We start from the raw sequence: 21,644 nt of genomic DNA, 5'->3' as shown, positions 1-21,644 counted from the left end.
GCTCATGAACGCTCACGGAGGCGCGCTGCTGGAGCGGTTGGACGCGCACTCCGCCGCCGTGATGAGCGTGGCCCTGTCGCCGGACGGGCGCACGTTCGCTTCTGGCGGGATGGACGGGGTCCTCGACGTGTGGCGCCGGCCGGAGGCCCCCGCGGAGTTGCTGCTGCGCGGGCACTCTGTCTGGGTGGAGGCGCTCGCGTTCTCCCAGGACCACGAGCTCATCTCCGGCGGTGAGGACGGCTGGCGGCGGTGGCGCCTGTCGGATGCGAACGCCCCGGCCTCCGAACAAGGGGGAACGGAGGCCGCGGTGTCCCTGGCGGTGAGCCCGGACCGCGAGCGCATCGCGGTGGGCACGCTGAAGGGCAAGGCGCTCGTGCTGGACGCGCGTTCGGGACGGGTGCTGCTGGAGTTGCCCGGGGCGAAGGGCTCCGTGCGCGCGGTGGCCTTCAGTCCGGACGGGTCGCTCGTCGCGGTGGCGGGCGATCCCGACATCCAGCTGTGGTCGGTGTCCGACGGCAGGCCCGTGGGACTGCTCCAGGGACACACCGGCAAGGTGTGGGCCCTGGCCTTCGACGGCACGGGGCGCAGGCTCGCGTCAGGCGGTGCGGACAAGACAGCGCGCACCTGGGACGTGGAGCGCCGTCAGCCCCTGCTGCGGCTGGACATGGGCGAGCCCGTGCGCGCCGTGGTCTTCACGCCGTCCGAGCCCCACCTGGTGACGGCGGGCATGCGACAGCCCATCCGCGTCTGGGACGTGGAGGAGGGCCGGCTGTTGAAGACGCTGGATGAGGGGACCGTGGGCGTGCTGGCCCTGGCCGTGTCGCCGGATGGGCGCTTCCTGGCCTCGTCCGGCATGGAGGAGGTGGTGAAGGTCTGGGGCCTGCCCTCCGGTGAACGGCTGGGGACCCTCACGGGCCAGCAGGGCTTCCTGTCGGGCCTGGCCTTCTCCCCGGACGGAGCGCTCCTCGTCTCCGCGGCTTCGGACCGGACCATCCAGCTGATCCGCTTCCAATCCATCGCCCATCCGCCCCCGGCGGGAGCGGGCATCGAGGACCTCCTGCGCCGCTACGGGCTCGTGTGGGACGAGGCCCGCTTCCTCATCCAGCACCGCTGAGGCCGCGAAACAGCCAGGCGCACCGCCGTGGGCTCGCGTGGGGACGCCGTCACACCGGGGTCACGGCTCCCGTGTCGGGAGTGGATGTCTGTGTATGGGCTGGAGTTCTCAAGACAGGCGTTATCTGCCGTTGGCCTGACGTCAGGTGATATCTGCTGCCGCTGGGGCTCCAATGGCAGGCGTTAAATGCCGTGAGCCTTCGCTCCCGGGGCTGGAGGGCGAAACAGTCCAGTGGGGGCGGATTGAGCTTGTTAAGAGGCTTGTTACGAGATTTCTGCTATCGATTTGTTTTTGATGATGTTATGTCCAATGCCCGTCGGTCGCGGTGAGACCATCCGCCGGTGGGACCGCCGTGGGCCGGGCTTCAGAGGGGGAATCATGGGTAGAAACTGTCGCGGTACCGGAAGCACTCGATGACCGCCTGAACAGGTTCGCTGGACCGGGGCATGGCTGAGCACGCGCCAGTTCCTCCAGCGGTTTGCAATCCATTGCCAGCCCCGCCCTCGGAGGCCTTTTCCCCGGGGCCCCGTGCGCGCTGGCGCTGACGGACTCTCATCCATTTAAGGAAGCGGCCCTCCTATGTGCGGATTCATTGGCGTCTACCAGCGTTCTCCCTCCGGCTTCGACGAGCGGAGCCTCCTCACCGCGCTGACCACCCTCCACCACCGCGGTCCCGACGAGCGCAGCCTGTGGCATGACCCGGCCGGCCGCGCGGTGCTGGGCCACGTCCGGCTGAGCATCATCGGCCTGGACAACGGCCGGCAGCCCATCGTCGCGGACGAGGGGGACATCGCGCTGGTGGTCAACGGCGAGCTCTATGACCACGAGCGGATCCGCCGCGAGCTCCAGGCGCTCGGCTGCCAGTTCAAGACGGACTCCGACAGTGAGATTGCCCTGCACCTGTACCGCCGCTCCGGCCTGGCGGGCCTGAAGCAGCTGCGCGGCGAGTTCGCCATCCTGCTCTTCGACCGGCAGCGCCGCCTGATGCTCGCCGTGCGCGACCGCATGGGCATCAAGCCCATGTTCTACGCGCAGCACCGGGGCGCCTGGTACTTCGCGTCGGAGGTGAAGGCGCTCCTGGCCGCGGGCGTCCCCGCGGAGTGGGACGAGCACGCCTACGCGAGCCGCGCCTTCTACCTGCGCGATCACACGCTCTTCAAGGGCGTGAAGAGCGTGCAGCCCGGGTGCTGGGTGATGGCCGACAGCGGCGGGCTGCACCACGGCCGCTACTGGGACATGGAGTTCGCCCGCCAGGACGCGCCGGACCCCGCGGACGAGCAGGGCATGGTGGAGTCCATCCGCGCCGCGGTGGAGCAGTCCGTGCGTCTGCGCCTGCGCGCGGACGTGCCCATGGGCGTCTACCTGAGCGGCGGCATTGATTCCTCCGCCATGCTGGGCGTGGCCACGCAGCTGTCCGGCCAGCCGCTGGACGCGTTCAACCTGTCCTTCACGGACATGGACGACTACGACGAGAACAAGTTCGCGCGGCTGGCCGCGGAGCACAACGGCGCGCGCTTCCACACCGTGGCCGTGTCCCAGGACGACCTGGCGGACCACTTCGAGCAGGCGCTCTGGCACAACGAGACGCCGTTCTTCAACGCGCACGGCGTGGCCAAGTACATCCTCAGCGAGACGGTGCGCGACGCCGGCATGAAGGTCGTCCTCACCGGCGAGGGCGCCGACGAGGTCTTCGCCGGCTACCCGCACTTCCGCCGCGACATGCTGCTCTACAACCCGGAGCGGCAGGACCCGGCGCTCGTCACGAAGCTGCGCCAGCGCATCCAGGAGAGCGAGAACGGCTACGTCCAGCCCGACATGCCCCAGGACATCCACTGGATGGTCCAGCAGCTGTCCCACGGCGTGTCCTGGCTGGACAACCAGGCCGGCTGGTTCAAGGCGCTGGAGGCGCTCTACCGCCCGGACTTCCGCGCGCAGTTCGAGGGCAGCGACCCCTACCGCCAGTTCTACGACCGGTTGGATCACCGCAACCTGGAGGGGCGCGACCCCGTCCACAAGTCCATGTACCTGTGGGCCAAGTCCTACCTGCCCAACTTCGTGCTCACCACGCTGGGCGACCGCATGGAGATGGCCCACAGCATCGAGGGCCGCGTGCCGCTCCTGGACCACCACGTGGTGGAGCTGGCGTGCCAGATGCCCGTCTGGATGAAGGTGCGCGGCTCCACGGAGAAGTACGTCTTCCGCGAGGCCATGCGGCCGTACCTGCCGGACGCCCTCTACAAGCGCAAGAAGCACTACTTCCGCGCGCCGCCCGCCACGCTCCAGCAGAAGGGCCGGCTGTACCAGCTGGTGCGCGACGTGCTGAACGGCTCGGAGCTGGACGCGCTGCCCTTCTTCGACCCCGCCCGCGTGCGGAACCTGCTGGAGAAGCTGCCCACGCTGAGCGCGCACGAGCAGGGCCTGCTGGACCCGATGCTGATGGAGCTGACCAGCCTGTGCCTCTTGCAGAACCGGTACTCGCTGCGCGCCTCCACCAGCCAGCCCCTGTGGAGTGCCCGCGAGGAGGCGGCATGAGGGTCGCCATCATCGGCGCGGGTCTCAACGGGCTGGCCTGCGCCGTCATGCTCAAGCGGCTGGGCGTGGACTGTGTCGTCTTCGAGCGCGGCACGGGGCCCCGGGACTCCGGGACGGGCATCTACGTCTGGCCGCAGGCCATGCAGGTGCTGCGCTTCGTGCTCAAGGACCGCGCCTTCCTCTCCCGGGGCCAGCCCATCGAGTTCCTGGACACGCACGACAAGCACGGGCAGTTGGTCCACAGCCAGCCGGTACGCCCGGCCGGGATGGGGCTGCCCGCGCCCGCGATGATGTTCCTGCGCACGGAGCTGTTCCGCCTGCTCGCGGACCGCCTGGACGAGGACGACATCCACTACGGCATGGGCTGCGAGTCGCTGGAGAACGTGGGCGACCAGGTGCGCCTCACCTTCACCAACGGCCACCGCTTCGACTTCGACCTCGCGGTGGGCGCGGACGGCGTATCCTCCACGACGCGTGCCTTCGTCAACCCGGGGCTCGTGCCCCATGACACGGGGCTCGTCGCCAGCCGGGGCGTGGTGAACTTCGACTCGCCGCTCCTGCACTCCGACCGCTGTCAGATCTTCACGTCGCGGCACTCGCGCGTGGTGACGTACCCGCTCAACAAGGCCACGTCGCTGCGCTACTGGTTCGCCGCCTACCAGCACCGCGACCAGCCGCTGCTGGACCGGCAGGGGCTGCTGGAGCTGTTCGCGCCGCTGCCCCAGGACCTCCTGCGGATGATGGGGCAGACGCCCGAGCAGGACATCCTCACCCACAAGCTCAAGGCGCTGACGGGCGAGGGCCAGTGGTTCCGGGGCCGGGTGGTGCTGCTGGGCGACAGCATCCACGCGATGCTGCCCACCCTGGGCTACGGGCTGACGCTGGGCCTGGAGAACGGCTTCATGCTGGCGCAGGCCCTGGTGGGGCACTGCGACGCGGACCTGACGGCGGCGCTCCAGCGCTACGAAATCCGCGCCGCGCGGCGCTCGCGGGAGATGCTCCAGGTGATGAACGACTTCACCCGGCTCTACTACTTCGAGCCAGAGGGCGAGGTGTCCCCCGCGAGGCTCGCGCCCATCGTCCAGCGCTTCCAGCAGCTGGCCCAGAGCACGGTGTTCTAGATGGACTCCACGACGGACGACTTCCGGGGGCGCGTGCGCACCTTCGTCAACGACCACGTGCGGCCCCATGTGGACGCGTGGGAGCGCGACGGTGCGTATCCGCTGGAGCTCTGGCGGCAGGCGGGCAGGGCGGGCCTGCTGTCGCTGGGGCACTCCCCGGAGCAGCTCCCGGACGACCCGGGCCGGCTGGCGGTGCTGGTGGAGGAGCTGACCCTGGGCGGCTCGCAGGGCATCACCATGGGGCTCGCGTCGCACTTCGTCAGCCTCAAGGCGGTGCAGGGCGCCGACGCGGCGGTGGCGGCCCGGGTGGTGCCCTCCGTGCTCCGGGGCGACCGGAGCATCGTGCTCGCGCTGACCGAACCGCAGGCGGGCTCGGACCTGCGCGGCTTCGAGTGCCGCGCCGAGCCCCATGGCGACGGGGGTTACCGGCTCACCGGCGACAAGCGCTTCATCTGCAACGGGGGCCGCGCGGACCTGCTGCTGGTGGGCGCGCTCCTGGACGGGGCCCTGGCACTGTTCCTGGTGGAGGGCAACGCGCCGGGCCTGAGCCACGAACGCCTGGCGTGCCTCGGCTGGCGCTGTCTGCCGCTCGCGGCGCTGCGCTTCGAGTCCACGCCGGCGCGGCTGCTCATCCACGGCCGCGAGGCGGGACGGCTGCTCCAGCAGTGCCTGCAACAGGAGCGGCTGAATCTGGCGGTGATGGCCCTGGCGTCCGCGGAGCTGGCCCTGCGCGACACCGTGGAGCACTGCCGCGCGCGGCGCGTGGGGACCGAAGCGCTCCTGGACAAGTCCGTCCTGCGCCAGCGCCTGGCGGAGCGGCACTCCGAGCTGAGCGTGGCGCGCGTCTTCGTGGAGCAGGCGGTGCGCTGGCAGGCCGAAGGACAGCTCACGGCGGCGCGGGCCGCCATCGCGAAGAACACCGCCGTGGACGTGCTGGAGCGTATCGCGCATGACGCCGTCCAGTTGCACGGCGCGCACGGCTGCGTCGAACCCTCGCGCGTGGAGCGCATCTACCGCGACGCGCGCCTGCTGGGCATTGGCGGCGGCGCCCGGGAAGTCATGCTGGACATCATCGGACGGACCCTGTGACGAACGACACGACGACGGATCTGAGCGAGCACGCCCTGGCGCACTCCCGCGCCCTGCTGGAGCACGCCTACCAGCGCTACTGCGGCCTGGAGCTGCTGGAGCAGCGCCCCGGCTTCTGCAAGTGCCGCCTGCGCGTCACGGAGGCCATCGACAACCTCAGCCACACGCTGCACGGCGGGGTCATCTACTCCATGCTGGACGTGGTCAGCATGCTGGCCACGCTGCCCATGCTGGGGCCGGACGAGTACGCGCTCACCAGCAACTTCAACGCGATGATGCTGTCCGCCACGCCTCTGGACACGGTGGTGGAGTTCGAGGCCACCGTGCTGCGCGGTGGCAGAAACCTCATCTTCACCCAGAGCCACGCGTGGAAGCTGGCTCCGGACGGTGCGCGCACGCAGGTGGCCTCCGCGCAGCTGAGCAAGCTGCGCATGCGCCACGACTGGCAGGCGAACGCCCGCAAGGGCTGACGTTTCCTCCAGGCCGTTTCAGCCGCCGCGCTTCGCCTGGGCGCCCAGGTTCCACCCGGGCTCGTCCGCGAAGCGCCGCGCCAGGAAGTCCATCCACGCGCCCACCTTCGGCGTGACGGTGCGCCCCTGCGCGTGCACGGCCCAGATGGACAGCTCCGGGAGCGTGTGGTCGTCCAGCACCTCCACCAGCTGTCCGTCCCGCAGCTCCTCCCATACGGCGAAGAGGGGGAACTGCGCGATGCCGGCGTGGCCCAGCACCGCCGTCTTCAGGGCCAGGCTGCTGTTGGCCTTCAGCGTGCCGGTGGTCTCCACCAGGGACTCCACGTCCCCCGGGCCGCGCAGGCGCCACGCGGTGCCGGAGGCCAGGTACGTGTACTGGAGGCAGCGGTGCTGGCGCAGGTCCTCCGGCCGGTGCGGCGTGCCGTGCCGGTGGAGGTACGCGGGCGTCGCGCAGATGACCCGGCGGCTGGAGGCCAGCTTCCGCGCGAGCAGCGATGAGTCCGGCAGCTGCGCGATGCGGATGCATGCGTCGAAGCCCTGCTCCACCATGTCCACCACGCGGTCATCCAGCTGGATGTCCAGATCAATCTCCGGGTAGCGCTCCAGGAACTCCGGCATCGCCGGCAGCACCCGCATCAGCCCGAAGGACATGGGGATGCTCACGCGCAGGGGCCCGCGCGGCTTGCGGCGCAGGAGCAGCACCTCCGCCTTCGCGGCCTCCAGCTCCTGCGTCATCCGCTGACACCGCGCCGCCAGCGCCCGGCCCTCCGCCGTCGGCGACAGCTTGCGCGTGGTGCGCTGCAGGAGCCGCACGCCCAACGTCTCCTCCAGCGCCATCACCTGCTTGCTGACGGTCGCCTTGGACAGCCCCAACGAGCGGGCCGCCACCGTGAAGCTGCCGGTGCGCACCACCTCCGCGAACGTGAAATACGGCGCCACCTGCTCCATGGGGATTGGTCACCTCCAGGAAACAATCCTTTTCCAATCGACGCGTAGTGTCCAGACGTCAACGGGCTCTATACGAAAGCCATGGATTCCCCACGCACGGTGTCTTTGGGCCTCGCGGCGCTGCTCCTGGCCGCGCTGTCCTGCACCCCGCAAGCCAGTGACGTGTCGCGCGCGGAGCCGGCGGTCCGTGCGTCCATGGTGCTGGCGTCCACGGCGCCGGAGCCGTCCTTCCGCCTGCCCGCGCGCAAGGGGCCGCGCCCGGAGACGACGGACGCGCCGCCGGGAACGCCGCTGGCGCACCGCCAGCTGAGCCAGCTTGCGCCTCCGGAACTGCAGGAGCGCCTGTTCACGCGCGCCGCCGCGCTGCCGGACGTGCGCGTGGCGCCCAGCGGCATCTCCGTGCCGGGCGCTCGCGCCTTCTGGCTGCGGCCGGAGGCCTCCCGGGGGCCTCGCGCGGCGTTCCAGGTGGGGACGGAGTTCGCGCACATCCACCCGGCGGAGGACGGCAGCCTGCACCTGACGTTCCCGCCGGAGACGGCGCGGCGGGTGTTCCAGCAGGGCTGGGGCATGCCGCATCCGCGCTCCGGGACACCCATGCTCTTTGGTCCACGCGACGAGGCGGAACTCGAGGTCGTGTGGCAGCTGCTGCTGCGCTCCTACGCCTGGGCCCACGACGGCCAGGACGTGGGCGTGACGGTCGAATGACACAAACCTGAACGTGAGAAGAGGCACACCATGAAGATCCTTGTGACGGGCGCGACGGGCTACATCGGCGGGGCGGTCGTGGACGCGCTCAAGCACGCGGGCCACCAGGTCCTGGGGCTGGCGCGCTCCGATGAGGCGCGCAACAAGCTCACCGCCCGCGGCATCCAGGCGGTGGCGGGCGACCTCGCGGACGCCAAGGGGCTGGCCGCGCTGGTGAAGGACCTGGACGCGGTCGTCTGGACGGCCACCACCAACAGCGAGGCCGTGGACGCGCCCGCCGTCGCGGCGGTGCTGGACGCGCTCCAGGGCACGAACAAGGCGTTCGTCTACACGAGCGGCGTCTGGGTGCACGGCGACACGCAGGGCGTCGTCACGGAGGACTCGCCGCTCGCCGCGGCGGCGCTGGTGGCCTGGCGTCCGGCGGTGGAGCAGCGCGCGCTGAACACGCCGGGCGTGCGCGCCGTCGTCATCCGCCCGGGCATCGTCTACGGCCGCGCCGTGGGCATTCCCTCCATGCTCACCGCCTCCGCGAAGCAGGACGGCGCGGCCCGCTTCGTGGGCACCGGTGAGAACCACTGGCCGGTGGTGTTCGTGGAGGACCTGGCGGACCTCTACGTGCGCGCCGTGGAGAAGGCCCCCGCGGGGACCGTGCTGGTCGCCGTGCAGGGCCCGGCCGTGAAGCTCAAGGACATTGCCCAGGCCGCGAGCGAGGGCGCGGGCGCGGGCGGCAAGACGGTGGCGTGGCCGCTGGAGGAGGCGCGCAAGCAGTTCGGTGCGTTCGCGGACGCGCTGGCGTTGGATCAGCGCTTCTCCGCCCAGAAGGCGCAGGCGCTGCTCGGCTGGACGCCCAAGGGCCCTGGCATCATCGACGAGCTGCGCAGCGGTTCCTACGCGCGGCGCTGACACCGGCAGGGTCCGTCGCGCGCCGGACCGAGGAAGCGGCGCGCGGCGGAGCAGTCACGATGTGAAGGCCGGCCCTGGAGGCAGGGCGCGGGGGTGGGGCCCCCGCGCTCGAAGGACGCCGGCCCGCAATCCCAGACACCTCCGCCCACGTCACGGAACACCGCGCATCCCGCGGTGCACGGGAGACGTGCGCGCGAAGGACACCACGCAGCAACTCGAGGGGGCCATCATGCAGGCAGGACTGGAAGCAATCGGGGTCGCCGTACCGGACACCTACGTGGAACTCGCGGACCTGGCCATGGCGCGCGGCGTGGCGCCGGGCAAGTACGTGGAGGGCCTGGGGGTGACGCGCATGGGCGTGCCCCTGGTGGACGAGGACACCGTCACGCTGGCGTCCCGCGCGGCGCGCATGGCGCTGGAGTCCGCTGGCTGCTCGCCGGAGGACGTGGGCCTGCTGGTGGTGGGCACGGAGACGGCGGTGGACCACTCCAAGCCGGTGGCCTCCTACGTCCAGGGACTGCTGGGGCTGCCCACGCGCTGCCGCATCTTCGAGACGAAGCACGCCTGCTACGGCGGCACCGCGGCGCTCCAGATGGCGCTCGACTGGGTGCGCTCCGGCAGCGCGAAGGGCCGCAAGGCGCTCATCGTGTGCTCGGACATCGCGCGCTACGGCGTGGGCACGCCGGGCGAGCCCACGCAGGGCGCCGGCGCGGTGGCGATGCTGGTGTCGGACACGCCCGCGCTGCTGGCGCTGGAGGCGGGCAAGACGGGCGTCTACTCCAAGGACGTGATGGATTTCTGGCGTCCGCTGTACTCGAAGGACGCGCTGGTGGACGGGCACTACTCCGTGCAGTGCTACCTGGACGCGCTGGAGGGGGCGTACCGGGCCTACCAGGAGGCCGCGGCGGAGCCGGTGGGCGAGGGCGCGTACAGCGACCGCTTCGCCGCGCTCGTCTACCACGTGCCCTACGGGAAGATGTCCCGCAAGGCGCACCGGCACCTGCGCACGCTGGACGGGGACGCCGCGCCGGACGCGAGCTTCGACCGGCTGGTGGGCAACAGCCTGGTGCTGCCGTCGCAGGTGGGCAACATCTACACGGGCTCCATGTACCTGGCGCTGGCGAGCCTCCTGTCCACGGCGCCCCAGGACCTCACCGGCCAGCGCGTGGGCCTGTTCTCCTACGGCAGCGGGTCCTGCGCGGAGTTCTTCAGCGGCGTGGTGCAGGCCGGCGCGCAGGAGCGCGTGAAGGCGCTGGGGCTTCAGGCGCGCCTGTCCCGCCGCCGCGCGCTGTCCATCCCCGAGTACGAGGACGTGATGCGCGCGCGTGAGCACCTGGACGAGCGGCCCGCCGCGGACGCCGCCGGCTCTGGCTTCCGCTACCAGGGCACGCGCGACCACAAGCGCATCTACGCCACCTGACAGTCATTCCCTTTCCCCCCGTTGGAGACATTCCCCATGACGTCGCTGCTCAAGTCCCTGGCCCTCGCGGCCGTCCTCGCCATGCCCTCGCTGGCCGGCGCCACCGCGTACGACATCCACCCGACGAACTCGTCCGCGCTCTTCTCCGTGAAGCACATGATGGTGTCCAACGTGCGCGGCTCCTTCTCCAAGGTGACCGGCACGGTGCAGCTGGACGAGAAGGACCTGACGAAGTCGTCGGTGGAGGCCGTCATCGACGCCACCACCGTCACCACCAACGACGCCTCGCGCGACGAGCACCTGCGCGGGCCGGACTTCTTCGACGTCACGAAGTTCCCCACGCTCACGTTCAAGTCCACGAAGGTGGAGAAGTCCGGCGACGGCCTGAAGCTGACGGGCGACCTCACCATCCGCGGCGTGAAGAAGCCCGTGGTGTTGCAGCTGGACGGCTTCGACGTGGAGTCGAAGGACCCGTACGGCAACGTCAAGCGGGGCGGCACGGCCACCACGAAGATTGCCCGCAAGGACTTCGGCCTGAAGTGGAACGCCGCGCTGGAGACGGGGGGCGTGGCGGTGGGGGAGGAGGTCTCCATCACGCTGGAGATCGAACTCGTGAAGAAGCAGCCGGCGCAGCCGGTGAAGTCGGCCGCGGGCACCACGCCCTAGCCACGTCTGGCACCGGCCTGCGGCGGTGCCGCCTTCCCAGGGAGTGGCGTCATGGCGCGGACCACCGGACATCCCCCGGCCAGCCGGCTGGTGGGGCTCGACAATCGAAGGCGGCAGTGTGCCGCCTGTGGCGGACAGGCGCCCGCGGACTACCGGGCCCGCCGCAACGTGGTGACGCTCAACGGCGTCGTCGCGCTCAAGGTTCAGGTGCGGGTGTGTCACCGCGAGGGCTGTCCGCTGCGCCAGAAGGCCATCCGCGCGGAGGAGGAGGGGCTGTGGGTGCTGCCGGAGCACGAGTTCGGCCTGGACGTCATCGCCCTCATCGGGGCGCTGCGCCACCAGGAGAAGCGCAGCGTGCCCGCCATCCACGCCGCCCTGCGCGCCCGGGACGTGCCCATCTCCGAGCGCAGCGTCTCCAACCTGCTGGAGCGCTATGACGCGCTGCTGGCGCCGCGCTCGCTGGACCCCGCGCGCCTCCAGGCGGTGACGCGCCGGCTGGGGCGCGTGGTGCTGGCCCTGAGCGGTTTGGTCCCGGAGGCGGGCAACGCCGTGCTCTGGGTGGCTCGGGACTGTCTGTCCTCCGAGGTGCTGGCGGCCTGGAGCCTGCCGGAAGCCCGGGCCGGCGAATTGGTGGAACAACTCCAGACGCTGGTGCGCGCGCTGGAGGTGCCCGTCGTCGGCGTCGTCTCCGACGGTCAGGACCCCGTCGTCCGGGCGGTGACGGCGGCGCTACCGGACGTGCCGCATCAGCTGCGGCCCTCCCACGGCCGGTTTGATGCCGCCTGCCCCCCGTCCATCGTCGGGACCGCGTGCGAGCCGGAGCCTGGCGCCTCGGAGAACTTATCCAAGTCCTCCGAGGCGCCAGGTCCGCCGGAGAACCATTGGCGCGCTCCGCTGTGCATGGCCTTCGGCCTGGGCCGGGACCTGCTGCCGGAGCTGCTCGAGTTCGGCGCCAGCTGGGCGTCCCCGGGCCCGTGACCTTTCAATTCCTTTCCTCTCTCACGCCGTCCTTCGCCATGAACCCTCTCATCCGCTGTCTCAGCGCCGCCGCGCTGCTCCTCGCCGCCCCGGAGGCCCTGGCCTCGGACCCCGCGTCGCGTCCTCCCAATGCGCTGCTCTACGAGACGTATGCCTACTCCGGGACGCTCAACGGGCAGCCCACGACGGTGTTCGCCCCCGCGCTCTCCGGCTCCGTGGCCCTGTCCGAGCGCGTGAGCCTCAACGCCGCCTGGTTGTTCGCCTATGCGCCGTCACGGGCCGGAGGCCCCACCGCGTTCCAGGCGGGCAACCCGTCCGTGGGCCTGGGCGGCGTGCTGCACGACGACGGCGCGCTGAAGGTCCGCACGGGCGGCAACCTGGTGCTGCCCTTCACGCTCATCACCGACCCGGACGACTTCGGCACCGCGCTGCTGCGGCGCGCGGCCACGCTGCGCGGCAACAGCGGCTTCAGCCTGGTGTCTCCGGGGCTCCTGGGGCTGACGCCCTGGGCGGACGTGACGCTGCGCCAGGGGCGGTGGCGCTTCGGCCTGGACGGGCGTGTCCCGATGTCCGCGCAGCTGTCGGAGAAGCGCGGCCAGCGCGTGGACGCGGTCTTCCAGGGCTCCGGCACGGCGAGCGTGGACCTCACCTCGCACGTCCTCGTGGGCTCCACCTTCCAGGCTATCTACGTCTCCACGGCGGCGGAGGGCGCGGACCCGACCTTCCTGGCGCTCATCCCCCACGTCCGGGTGTATGGCTCCGCGGGCTTCGTGGAGGGGCGGCTGGTGATGAACCTGGACGCGCCGCTGGGCTTCGCCTTCTCCGACAACGGCCTCTGGGCCGCGGCGCTGGCGCTGGGCACCACCTTCTGACGGACGCCCTGACCATGACCACCCAGACCCTCGTCGGAACCCGGCTGCGCCAGCTGGGGGACGCGCCGCTGCTCTTGTTGATCGCCACCGGTGTGCTGCTGGGCAGCATGCTCCCCATGTCCCGCGTGGCCCGCGCGGAGGGCTGGTCGCCGCTGGCGTTCGCCTTCTGGCCGGCGCTGGGCAGCGGCCTGGCGCTGGCGTTCGCGGGAGCGCGCGGCTCCTCCGCGGTGCCGGAAGCCCGGCCCGTGCTGCGCTACAGCCTCATCGCCGGGGTGCTGAGCGTCGCCGTGCCCAACAGCGTCACCTTCATCGTCATGCAGAGCGTGGGCACCAGCGTGACGTCCCTGGTGTACACGCTGCCGCCGCTGTTCACGTATGCCTTTGCCTGGGGCCTGGGCATCGAGCGCTACCGGCCCCTGCGGCTCGCGGGCATCGTGGTGGGCCTGGGCGGCGCGGCCTTGCTGGTGCTGGGGCGGGGCATGGCGGGGGGCTCCGGCTCCGCGTGGTGGCTGGCCCTGGCGCTCTGCACGCCCATCAGCATCGCGGCCGGCAACGTGTACCGGAAGCTGCGCATGCCCAAGGGCGCGCCCGCGAGCCTCCTGGCCGGCGGCATGCTGCTGGGCGGGGCGCTCGCGCTCTTGCCGCTGCTGGTGGCGAACGGCGGGCTGACCCGGCCCGGCATGGCGGGCTGGACGGTCATCCTGGCCCAGTGTGTCTTCACCAGCCTGGGCTACCGCGTGTACTTCCACTTCCAGCGCGTCGCGGACCCGGTGTACTTCAGCCAGTTCGGCTACGTCGTCTCCGCGACGGGCGTGCTGTCCGGGCTGCTCTTCTTCAACGAGCACCTGACGCTGCCCATGCTGCTGGCCATCGGCGTCATCCTGGCGGGCATCGCCATGGTGAACGCCCGCGCGCCTTGAGGGCCGGGGCCGCTACGCGCCGGTGGCCACGCGCGCGCGCAGGTCCTGCTTGAGGCCCAGCGCGAAGAGCACCAGGGTGAGCAGGTACACGGGCTCGATGAAGAAGAGCAGCGGGCCGCCCAGGGGCAGGCCGTGGGTCTTCTTCTCGAAGACGACGTGCGCGCCCACCACCAGCGCGAAGCGGAAGACCATGACGCCCAAGGCGATGCCCGCGGCCGTCCCCGTGGGAAGCCGGGCCACCGCCTCGGCGGCGAAGAGCGTGGGGACGAGCGGCAGGGCCATGAGCAGGCCGGCGGTCCACTCCAGCGTCACGGCGTACAGGGCCACCGCGGCCACCAGCAGGTGCGCGGCGGTCAGCGGCGTGCCGGGCACGCGCACCCAGCACAGGGGCACCAGCAGGGCGAAGGTGAAGAGGTAGGCCCCCACGAAGTGCACGGCGCGGCTGACTCCGTTCTCGTGCAGGGGCATCCAGACGCGCAGCTTGTCGGCGAAGCTCATGGGCCCCCAGGGTAGGCCATCCACGTTCCGGATGCCTCCTTCACGGGGGGGAGCGCGGTCACGCGGCACCCCGGGCCGGAGAATAATGTTTCACCGGGACGTACCTGAGGAGGCAGCGGCCTTTTCCCGCGGCCCTCACCCTGAAGGTACCTCCCCGATGAAACAACTCCTGTCTTCGAGCGGCCTGCGCCGTGTGTCCCGTCACGTGGGCTTCAAGGCCGCCGCCGTGGTCACGGTGGGCGTGGCGCTCACCAGCGCCATCAGCTTCGCGTCCGTGTCCACGCGCACGCCGACCCATGACTTCACGCAGGCGGACGTGGACGCCATCGTCGCGCAGATCCGCCTGGTGCCGTCGGACACGTTCTACATCCGGCTGCCCACGTTCTCCCCCCGGGGCGGCGTCAACGGGTCGCGCCTCTACGGCACGCTGCCCCTCGCCTACGTGCGGCGCATGGCGAGCGTCCAGAACGTCGTCCTCGACGTGAACGCGAACGTCATGGGCCTGGTGATGGATCCGAACACCGAGGCCGGGATGGCCTCGGGCGAGACGTCGCAGCGCGTGGGCCTCGCCATCGACTCCGTCCTCGCGGACATCACCCCTGGCTCCTACCAGTTCCTGAAGTAGCCATGAGAACCGACCCATCGCGGCCCGAGGGTGATGAACGCCAGGCGGCCCTCTGGGCGTGCATCGCGGTGCTGCATCTGGCCGCGGTGGACGCCTTCCTCTGGACGGGGCTGACCCGCACGAGCTCGGAGGCCGCGTTCGACCGCGGCGTCCGGACCTATCAGAACCTCTCCGGCGTCCTCAGCGACTACCGCTTCTTCGCCCCTGCCGTGGCCAGCGACTCGCGGACCGGCTTCTTCGTGGAGCAGGGCGACGGAAGCACCGTGTTCGAACCGCTGACCTCCGACGAGGTGGAGGTGGCGCGCCGCTATCGCTGCATCGTCGCCTCCGCCCTGCGTGCCAACCGGAAGACGCAGGACGTGCTGGCGCAGTCGTGGGCGGCGGTGATGCTGGGCATCCATCCGGACGCTTCTCGCGTCACCGTCGTCACCCAGTCCTACACGCTGCCGACCATGGAGGCGTGGACCGCCGGGCAACGGCCTGTCTGGGACCTCTACTACACCGGGACCTTCGGTCGCCGTGATGGCCCCCTGTCCAAGGACTCGCCATGAACCGTCTCCAGACCCACGTGCGGCGCTTCTGGTTGGAACCCGCCTCCTCCGACGGGCTCGCCTTCCTGCGCATCTCCGTCGCGGCCCTCTCCCTCTTCCAGCTCGCCACCCTCTGGCCGCACCTGCCAGCGCTGTACGGCAACTTCGGCCTGGTCCAGTGGGTCATCACCGATGTCGGCGCGGGCGACTGGGCGCCCAGCCTGGGCCGGGTGGGGCTGCTGCTGGCGCCGCTGGGCGTCAGCACGATGACCACGATGTACACCGTGTTCGTCCTCTACGCGGTGGGCCTGGTGGGCCTGCTGCTGGGCTACCGCACGCGCTTCTTCGCGGTGCTCACCTGGTTCACGCATGGCCTGACGTCCGCGAACGCGTACCTGTCGCTCTACGGCGTGGACACCATCCTCCACGTGCTCTTCTTCTACCTGGTGTTCATGCCGTCCGCGGGGCGCTGGTCCCTGGACGCCAGAGCGGGCCGGGTCTTCACCGGTCCCACGTCCGGGGCCCGCGTGGCGTTGCGCACGCTCCAGTTCCACCTGTGCTTCATCTACCTGGACACCGGCCTGGCCAAGGCGCAGGGCGTCCAGTGGTGGAACGGCGAGGCCCTCTGGCGCGCGCTGATGCAGCCGCAGTTCCGTGCGTTCGACTTCTCCTGGCTCGCGTCGTACCCGCTGCTGGCGCGGGTGGGCTGCTGGAGCACGCTGCTCCTCGAGGTGGGCTACGCGGGGATGATCTGGGTCCCCCGGCTGCGGCGGCACTGGCTGGTGGCCACGCTGATGTTGCACGCGGGCATCGCCGTGTGCCTGCGGCTGTGGCTGTTCTCCCTGACGATGATGGTCTTCAACCTGGCGGCCTTCGCCTTGTCCTGGCGGGCCTCGGAGGCCCCCATGGAGGACGGGCCGCCAGCGCAGGCCCCGGACGCCGCCCTCCAGCCCGTGTGAAACCCGGAAGGCCGCCGGGCATCATGGGGGCGCAAACCCGAATCGGAAGAAGGGGCGGACCATGAGAATCCTTGTGACGGGCGCGACGGGCTACATCGGCGGGGCGGTCGTGGACGCGCTCAAGCGCGCGGGGCACCAGGTGGTGGGGCTGGCGCGGTCGGACGACGCGCGGAGCAAGCTGACCGCCAGGGGCGTCCAGGCGGTGCAGGGCGACCTGAAGGACACGGCGGGGCTGGCGGCCGTGGTGAAGGACGTGGACGCGGTCATCTGGACCGCGACGTCCAACGACAAGGACGTGGACACGCCGGCCGTGGCGGCGGTGCTGAGCGCGCTCCAGGGCACGAACAAGACGTTCCTCTACACGAGCGGCGTCTGGGTGCACGGCCACACGCAGGGCGTCGTCAACGAGGACGCGCCGCTGAACTCGACGCCGCTCGTCGCGTGGCGCCCCGGCGTGGAGCAGCGCGCCCTGAGCACCCCGGGCGTGCGTGGCATCGTCATCCGCCCGGGCGTCGTCTACGGCAACGGCACCGGCATTCCCGCCATGCTCACCGGCTCCGTGAAGGACTCGGGCGCCGTCACCTTCGTGGGCACGGGGGAGAACCACTGGCCGGTGGTGTTCGTGGATGACCTGGCGGACCTCTACGTGCGCGCCGTGGAGAAGGCCCCCGCGGGGACCGTGCTCCTCGCCACGCAGGGCAAGGCCGTGAAGGTGAAGGACATTGCCCAGGCCGCGAGCGAGGGCGCGGGCGTGGCCGGCAAGACGAAGGCCTGGCCGCTGGAGGAGGCGCGCAAGCAGTTCGGCCCGTTCGCGGACGCGCTGGCCCTGGATCAGCAGTTCACGTCCCAGAAGGCGGAGCAGCTCCTCGGCTGGGCGCCCAAGGGACCGAGCATCCTCGACGAGCTGCGCACCGGCTCCTACGCGCGCCGCTGAAGCCCGCGGACCACCGGTGCGTGGAGCCACGCGCATCGGTGGTCTCCCTGCGGTGCTCCTCGGGCCGAGGCCGAGAGCGCACGAGCGCCGCGCCTTGAGGGTCGTCAATCACCTGCGCCCGCAGGTCGCGTCCCCGCAGCCTCGCGTTGCCCACGATGGCGAGCTGCGGGACGTAGTCGTTGCGAGGCAGGGGCACGGTGGCCTCCCAGGTCAGCCCTGGGCCGCCTTGAGCACCTTCGCGATGAGGCCCGCGTCCTTCACGCGGTCGTACTTGAACGGCTGCCCGAGCACCGCTTGGTAGCGGTACACGGTGAAGGGCCCCTTGTCCTCGCTGGCGTGCTCCGGCACGAGCACCGCGAAGCTCTCGTTCCCCACGCCAATCACGTCGATGCAGCGCAGCCGCTCCAGCTTCCCGGCCGGGTCGCGCAGGTTGTAGACCTCGTCGATGCCGAAGCCGGCCACGCCCTCGACCTCGGGCTGCTTCGGCAGGTGCTTGCGCAAGAGCGCCACCACCTGACCCAGGTAGTTCCGGGCGGCGTCCGGCGTGGCGGGCAGCTCCTGGCGCTTCGCGTCCTCGCGCGCCAGCGACACGAGCGTCGCGGACGGCACCTTCGCGTCCGCGAGTACGGCCTCCAGTCCTTCCAGGCCGGTCGACACCGGGATGCTGTTGAAGCCCAGCGCGTGCTGGACCTGGTCCTCGACTTCGGACAGCGCCCCGTTGGGGGCGCAGAAGGCCTTCAGGAAGGTGCGCGCCTTCTCCAGCGCGGGCGCCTTCTGGAGGGCCTCCATGCGTGCCTTGAGCTCTTCGAAGCGGGCGCTTGCCTTGGGATCGGCGGTCATCGGGAGTTCGCCTCAGGGACCAGGGAAGGCCGTCAATACCACCACTTGGGGCGGGGTGCCGTCGACGAGGCGCAGCCGGAGGTTGTAGCTGCCCGCGTTCGCGGCGGCCACCGTCCGCTGCCCCGCCGAGTCCACCGTGGCCGTGAAGCCCTTGCCCACCGTCGTGCCAGGGGGCACGGGGATGTTCAGGTGGTCGCTGTAGCCGTACAGGGCGAGGTTGTCCTTGATGGTGCTCCAGTTGTCGGCCACGTACTTGTTGAGGGTGGCGTCCATGGTCGCGTCGCTGGACCACTGGAACGAGTTGTTCTCGATGCTCCCCCAGCCGTCGCCCGTGGTGACGCGGCTCTCGATGGTGCGGGCTCCAGGAGGCGCGTCCGCGATGTTCGTGGGCACCGACGCCCCGTGCCGGTCGATGGTGTGCGCGTTGTGGGCGGAGCCATGGGCCGCGTCGTTGGCGGGCACGTTGAGCGTGGGGCCGTTCGGGAACGCCTCCGCCAGCTGCTGCTCGCGGATGACGCCCCGGCGCAGGATCTCCGTCTGGGCCTTCTCCGCCCGGACCTTGGCGTACTGCTGCGTCTCCGCGGGCACCTTCTGCCCGGTCGTCGGATCCACCCGGGTGAAGGGGCTGGGGTCCATGTCCCGGTTGAGCTCCGCCTGGGTCCGCGTCTTCGGGTCGTAGGTGCGCTCCGCGTACGCGCGGTGCCCTTCCAACTGGCGGGCCTTGAACTGCTGCTTCGTCTCCGTCGCCAGGTTGCGCGGGTCGTTGATGGCGGCGCTCTCCGCCGCGTTCATCGGGGCCTGCGGGGGCGGATGCACCTGGCCCACGGTGTTCACCGACTTGCCCACGTCCGGCCAGTCCGGCGTCGCGGTAGGCGTGCCGTGCATGGCCACGGAGCCCGTGCCCGGCGCCAGCGAGTCCAGCCGCTTCGCGTGGAAGTCGATCTGGAACTCCACGTTGGCGATGTCGCGCTGGAGCGCCGCGCGCTCGGCGACGGTCGCCGCGGTGGGCTTGCCGCTCATGCTGGCGATGCTGTCGTCGATGCGCTTCTGCGCCGCCTCCAGGCCGCCCAGGATGTTCTTGAGCTTCTGCACCTCCAGCTTGGACTCGAAGCCCTGCGTGCCGTAGCCCGGCGTCTTGGTGAGGGCCTGCTGGACGCGGTCCTTGAGCTGGCGGATCTGCCCGGTGGGCCCCTCGTACTTCTGGAGCAGGCGCGCCGTCTCCTGGTGCGCGGCGATGTCCGCGGGCGTGGCGTGCGGCCCCGCCTCGATGCGCACCTGGCCGTTGTCGTAGCGCACCTTGGTGGTGTTGCCCGGCAGGTCGGGGTTGCGCAGCACCGGGATTTCACGCGGCTTGATCAGCTCCGCGCCCTTGGCCAGGCCGCCGCTGACCACGCCGCCCGTCACCGCGCCCACGGTGCCGTCCGTCACCGCGCGGGTGGCCACGCGGCCCACGCCCGTGAGGGCGCCGTCCTTCCACGTCTCGCTCTGGGTGGCCGCGTCCACGGCGCCACCGGCCGCGCCGCCGAAGGCGCCTTCCTTCACGCCCTGCTTGATGGCGGTGCGCACGCCACTCTCCGCGGTCTCCCGCACGGCCGTGCGGGCCACGGCCTCCGTTGCGGTGGTGGCGGCGGCGCGCGCGCCCCCCGTGACGGCGGCGGCGCCCTTGCCCACGGGAATCACCGCCGTGCCGCCCTCCACGGCGCCGATGAGCGCCTGGCGGCTCAGGTCCTGCGCCCCGGCGGCGTCGCCCTGGATGGCGGCGTACGTCGCCGCGCGCGTGGTGGCGCCCACCGCCGCGTACCCGGCGATGGCCAGGGGCGTGGCCGCGCCGCCCGTCGCGACGACGGCCACGGTGGTGGCGGCGACGACGGCCACGGTGGCGGTGGTCTCCGCCAGCGAGTCCTTGGCGGACTGGAGCGCCTTGACGTCCTCCGTGGCGTAGCCCGTCAGCGTGTTCGCGCGCTGGGTGTTACCCGTCTGGATGGCCGTGTCGGCGCGGTCCAGGTTGCGGTTGAGGATGTCGTTGTCGGACTCGCCCTTGGTGAGGTGCTGGATGCCGTCCAGCAGGTTCACGCCGAAGCCGGACTCGTTGGACTGGACCTCGCGCAGCCGCCGCACGCGCTCCTGCGCGGCGTTGGGGTCGTTGGGGTCGACGGCGCCCAGGTCGAAGTCCTGCTTGAGCAGCTCCAGTTCGTCGCGGCCGTCCAGCTCGCTGTCCAGCTCCGCGCGCAGGTCCTTGCCGTACTTCTGCTGGTAGGCGGCGGCGATGGAGTCCAGCTGTGCCTTGGACTTGCCGCCCAGCTCGGAGCGGATGGCGTCCTCGTCCGTGCCCATGCCGTCCATGGCCAGGTGCAGCCGCTCCGCGGAGGCCTCCGCCTGCCCCTTCGCGTCGTCGGCGGCGGGCGGGTTGAGCATGCGCAGCGTGACGTCGCGGTCGCCGCCGTCCCAGCCGCGGACCTGGTCCTCCAGCGACTTGCCCGTCTGGCGCTGGTACTCGGCCTTGATGGCGGTGAGCTGGTCGGGCGTCTTGCCCTGGAGGATGTCGCGGACACCGCTCTCGTCCGCGCCGAAGAAGCCGCCCATGGCCTCGCGCAGCCGGGCCGCGTCCGCCTGGGCCGGGTTGCCCTGCATCAGGCCGATGGCGCGGTCGTACTCCTCGGTGGACAGCTCGTCCTTGAGCTTCGCCTTGAGCCCCTCGTCCTGCGCGAGGACGGCGCGCTGCTCGGGCGTGGCCCGCTCCAGGCGCTCGAAGATGCGGCCCTCGTCGGTGCCCCAGCCGGCCATGTCCTCTTCCAGGCCGGCCTTGAGCGCCTGCGTCTCCAGCGCGTTGGCCTCCGCGGGCGTGGAGGCCTGACCCGCGCCGAGCATGCTCCGGGCGCGATCCAGCTGCGCGCCGTCCATCTCGCGGCCCAGGCGGGCCAGGAGGACGTCCTCGGGCTTCTGGCCCGCCGGGGTGCCGCCGTGCATGTCCGCGAACTGCTGGGCGATGGCGTGGCGCTCCGCGGGGGAGCGCTTCTCCAGCACCTTGAGCATGTCCTCGTTGGAGCCGAAGAGGCTGTCCATCTCCGACTGGAGCTTGACCGCGTCGCTCTTCGCGCCATTGCCCTGGAGCAGGCCTTCGGCGCGCTGCAGGTCGGAGCCGCCCAGCTCGTCGCGGATCTTGGCGTCCAGGTTCTTGCCGTAGTGGTCCTGGTAGGACTGGCGGATCATCGAGATCTGCTCGGGCGTCTTGCCCTCGAGCGTCTGGAAGATCTTGTCCTCGTCGGTGCCCCACCCGGTCATGCCGCCGTCCATGGCCTCACGCAGGGCGCTGGCGTCCTTGTCCGCCTGGGCCTGGGTGTACGACGGCGCGGCCGGGGCGGGAGCCTGTGCCGGAGCCGCGGCGGGCGCCGGAGGACCGGCGACGGTGTTGCGCTGGGTCGCGACGTTCGCGGGCGAGGTGGGCGTCCCCAATGACGGGCCGGTCCGGGCCTGGGGGCCCTGCTCGAAGCTGGAGCGGTCCCGGGGCTGTCTCATATAC

At 71.2% G+C, this 21,644-nt stretch carries 20 protein-coding genes; 16 read left to right on the top strand and 4 right to left on the bottom strand.

From position 1 onward, the window contains the following. The 5 genes from D7W79_RS18370 to D7W79_RS18350 all read left to right on the top strand — a co-directional run. The coding region (locus D7W79_RS18370; protein WP_147441963.1) for a WD40 repeat domain-containing protein at positions 1–1,114 on the top strand (1,114 nt) is incomplete at its 5' end. A 579-nt stretch (positions 1,115–1,693) separates the two neighbouring features. Further along, positions 1,694–3,646 (top strand): asparagine synthase (glutamine-hydrolyzing), encoded by a 1,953-nt coding sequence (asnB, locus tag D7W79_RS18365; protein ID WP_120526682.1) that lies wholly within the window; start codon positions 1,694–1,696, stop codon positions 3,644–3,646. After that, the gene (locus tag D7W79_RS18360; protein ID WP_120526681.1) at positions 3,643–4,767 is read left to right on the top strand and encodes an FAD-dependent monooxygenase; all 1,125 of its coding nucleotides are present in this window, start codon (positions 3,643–3,645) and stop codon (positions 4,765–4,767) included. Before asnB ends, D7W79_RS18360 begins: the two co-directional genes overlap by 4 nt. Next, the gene (locus tag D7W79_RS18355; RefSeq protein ID WP_120526680.1) at positions 4,768–5,856 is read left to right on the top strand and encodes an acyl-CoA dehydrogenase family protein; all 1,089 of its coding nucleotides are present in this window, start codon (positions 4,768–4,770) and stop codon (positions 5,854–5,856) included. Beyond that, positions 5,853–6,326: a PaaI family thioesterase gene (locus D7W79_RS18350; protein WP_120526679.1), complete on the top strand. Its 474-nt coding sequence runs from the start codon at positions 5,853–5,855 to the stop codon at positions 6,324–6,326. Before D7W79_RS18355 ends, D7W79_RS18350 begins: the two co-directional genes overlap by 4 nt. Positions 6,327–6,344: 18 nt before the next feature. Here D7W79_RS18350 and D7W79_RS18345 read toward each other — a convergent pair whose 3' ends face one another. Further along, positions 6,345–7,274 carry a LysR family transcriptional regulator gene (locus D7W79_RS18345; protein ID WP_120526678.1) on the bottom strand — a complete coding sequence of 310 codons (930 nt, stop codon included), beginning with the start codon at positions 7,272–7,274 and terminating at the stop codon, positions 6,345–6,347. A 99-nt stretch (positions 7,275–7,373) separates the two neighbouring features. On the opposite strand from D7W79_RS18345, the gene D7W79_RS18340 reads away from it, so the two are divergent. From D7W79_RS18340 to D7W79_RS43685, 7 genes are all read left to right on the top strand, one after another. Then, positions 7,374–7,979: a luciferase domain-containing protein gene (locus D7W79_RS18340; protein ID WP_244221834.1), complete on the top strand. Its 606-nt coding sequence runs from the start codon at positions 7,374–7,376 to the stop codon at positions 7,977–7,979. A 30-nt stretch (positions 7,980–8,009) separates the two neighbouring features. Beyond that, complete coding sequence (locus D7W79_RS18335) at positions 8,010–8,882, top strand: NAD-dependent epimerase/dehydratase family protein (RefSeq protein WP_120526676.1); 873 nt, start codon at positions 8,010–8,012, stop codon at positions 8,880–8,882. A gap of 187 nt (positions 8,883–9,069) precedes the next feature. Beyond that, positions 9,070–10,302 (top strand): hydroxymethylglutaryl-CoA synthase, encoded by a 1,233-nt coding sequence (locus D7W79_RS18330; protein WP_244221833.1) that lies wholly within the window; start codon positions 9,070–9,072, stop codon positions 10,300–10,302. Between the two features lie 36 nt (positions 10,303–10,338). After that, the gene (locus D7W79_RS18325) at positions 10,339–10,968 is read left to right on the top strand and encodes a YceI family protein (RefSeq protein ID WP_120526675.1); all 630 of its coding nucleotides are present in this window, start codon (positions 10,339–10,341) and stop codon (positions 10,966–10,968) included. A gap of 51 nt (positions 10,969–11,019) precedes the next feature. Further along, positions 11,020–11,946, top strand: a complete 927-nt coding sequence (locus D7W79_RS43695; protein ID WP_158616997.1) for a hypothetical protein — start codon at positions 11,020–11,022, stop codon at positions 11,944–11,946. Positions 11,947–11,984: 38 nt separating this feature from the next. After that, positions 11,985–12,818, top strand: a complete 834-nt coding sequence (locus tag D7W79_RS43690) for a hypothetical protein (RefSeq protein ID WP_158616996.1) — start codon at positions 11,985–11,987, stop codon at positions 12,816–12,818. A 14-nt stretch (positions 12,819–12,832) separates the two neighbouring features. Next, positions 12,833–13,738 carry a DMT family transporter gene (locus D7W79_RS43685; protein ID WP_158616995.1) on the top strand — a complete coding sequence of 302 codons (906 nt, stop codon included), beginning with the start codon at positions 12,833–12,835 and terminating at the stop codon, positions 13,736–13,738. A gap of 12 nt (positions 13,739–13,750) precedes the next feature. On the opposite strand, the gene D7W79_RS18315 is transcribed toward D7W79_RS43685, so the two are convergent. Next, a complete protein-coding gene (locus tag D7W79_RS18315; RefSeq protein WP_120526674.1) occupies positions 13,751–14,236 on the bottom strand; it encodes an Mpo1-like protein in 486 nt (161 codons plus the stop codon). Between the two features lie 157 nt (positions 14,237–14,393). Between D7W79_RS18315 and D7W79_RS18310 the strand changes: the two genes are divergently transcribed. From D7W79_RS18310 to D7W79_RS18295, 4 genes are all read left to right on the top strand, one after another. Beyond that, positions 14,394–14,861 carry a hypothetical protein gene (locus D7W79_RS18310; protein ID WP_147441962.1) on the top strand — a complete coding sequence of 156 codons (468 nt, stop codon included), beginning with the start codon at positions 14,394–14,396 and terminating at the stop codon, positions 14,859–14,861. Between the two features lie 2 nt (positions 14,862–14,863). Continuing rightward, a complete protein-coding gene (locus tag D7W79_RS18305; protein WP_120526672.1) occupies positions 14,864–15,412 on the top strand; it encodes a hypothetical protein in 549 nt (182 codons plus the stop codon). Then, a complete protein-coding gene (locus D7W79_RS18300; protein WP_120526671.1) occupies positions 15,409–16,350 on the top strand; it encodes an HTTM domain-containing protein in 942 nt (313 codons plus the stop codon). The genes D7W79_RS18305 and D7W79_RS18300 overlap by 4 nt, the downstream gene beginning before the upstream one ends. 61 nt (positions 16,351–16,411) lie before the next feature. Beyond that, positions 16,412–17,284: an NAD-dependent epimerase/dehydratase family protein gene (locus D7W79_RS18295; protein WP_120526670.1), complete on the top strand. Its 873-nt coding sequence runs from the start codon at positions 16,412–16,414 to the stop codon at positions 17,282–17,284. A 210-nt stretch (positions 17,285–17,494) separates the two neighbouring features. On the opposite strand, the gene D7W79_RS18290 is transcribed toward D7W79_RS18295, so the two are convergent. Continuing rightward, positions 17,495–18,124, bottom strand: a complete 630-nt coding sequence (locus D7W79_RS18290) for a hypothetical protein (RefSeq protein ID WP_120526669.1) — start codon at positions 18,122–18,124, stop codon at positions 17,495–17,497. Positions 18,125–18,136: 12 nt separating this feature from the next. After that, on the bottom strand, positions 18,137–21,644 hold a 3,508-nt coding region (locus D7W79_RS18285; protein ID WP_147441961.1), incomplete at its 5' end, for an annexin.

Source organism: Corallococcus exercitus (genome assembly GCF_003611585.1).
Lineage (GTDB): Bacteria > Myxococcota > Myxococcia > Myxococcales > Myxococcaceae > Corallococcus > Corallococcus exercitus.
Note: the sequence above shows the minus strand (reverse complement) of the source record. Positions and strands in the feature narration are given on the sequence as shown.

Coding starts and splice junctions, on each gene's coding strand:
- asnB (WP_120526682.1), top strand. CDS start 1,694: ATGTGCGGATTCATTGGCGTCTACCAGCGTTCTCCCTCCGGCTTCGAC.
- D7W79_RS18360 (WP_120526681.1), top strand. CDS start 3,643: ATGAGGGTCGCCATCATCGGCGCGGGTCTCAACGGGCTGGCCTGCGCC.
- D7W79_RS18355 (WP_120526680.1), top strand. CDS start 4,768: ATGGACTCCACGACGGACGACTTCCGGGGGCGCGTGCGCACCTTCGTC.
- D7W79_RS18345 (WP_120526678.1), bottom strand. CDS start 7,274: ATGGAGCAGGTGGCGCCGTATTTCACGTTCGCGGAGGTGGTGCGCACC.
- D7W79_RS18335 (WP_120526676.1), top strand. CDS start 8,010: ATGAAGATCCTTGTGACGGGCGCGACGGGCTACATCGGCGGGGCGGTC.
- D7W79_RS18325 (WP_120526675.1), top strand. CDS start 10,339: ATGACGTCGCTGCTCAAGTCCCTGGCCCTCGCGGCCGTCCTCGCCATG.
- D7W79_RS43695 (WP_158616997.1), top strand. CDS start 11,020: ATGGCGCGGACCACCGGACATCCCCCGGCCAGCCGGCTGGTGGGGCTC.
- D7W79_RS43690 (WP_158616996.1), top strand. CDS start 11,985: ATGAACCCTCTCATCCGCTGTCTCAGCGCCGCCGCGCTGCTCCTCGCC.
- D7W79_RS43685 (WP_158616995.1), top strand. CDS start 12,833: ATGACCACCCAGACCCTCGTCGGAACCCGGCTGCGCCAGCTGGGGGAC.
- D7W79_RS18315 (WP_120526674.1), bottom strand. CDS start 14,236: ATGAGCTTCGCCGACAAGCTGCGCGTCTGGATGCCCCTGCACGAGAAC.
- D7W79_RS18310 (WP_147441962.1), top strand. CDS start 14,394: ATGAAACAACTCCTGTCTTCGAGCGGCCTGCGCCGTGTGTCCCGTCAC.
- D7W79_RS18305 (WP_120526672.1), top strand. CDS start 14,864: ATGAGAACCGACCCATCGCGGCCCGAGGGTGATGAACGCCAGGCGGCC.
- D7W79_RS18300 (WP_120526671.1), top strand. CDS start 15,409: ATGAACCGTCTCCAGACCCACGTGCGGCGCTTCTGGTTGGAACCCGCC.
- D7W79_RS18295 (WP_120526670.1), top strand. CDS start 16,412: ATGAGAATCCTTGTGACGGGCGCGACGGGCTACATCGGCGGGGCGGTC.
- D7W79_RS18290 (WP_120526669.1), bottom strand. CDS start 18,124: ATGACCGCCGATCCCAAGGCAAGCGCCCGCTTCGAAGAGCTCAAGGCA.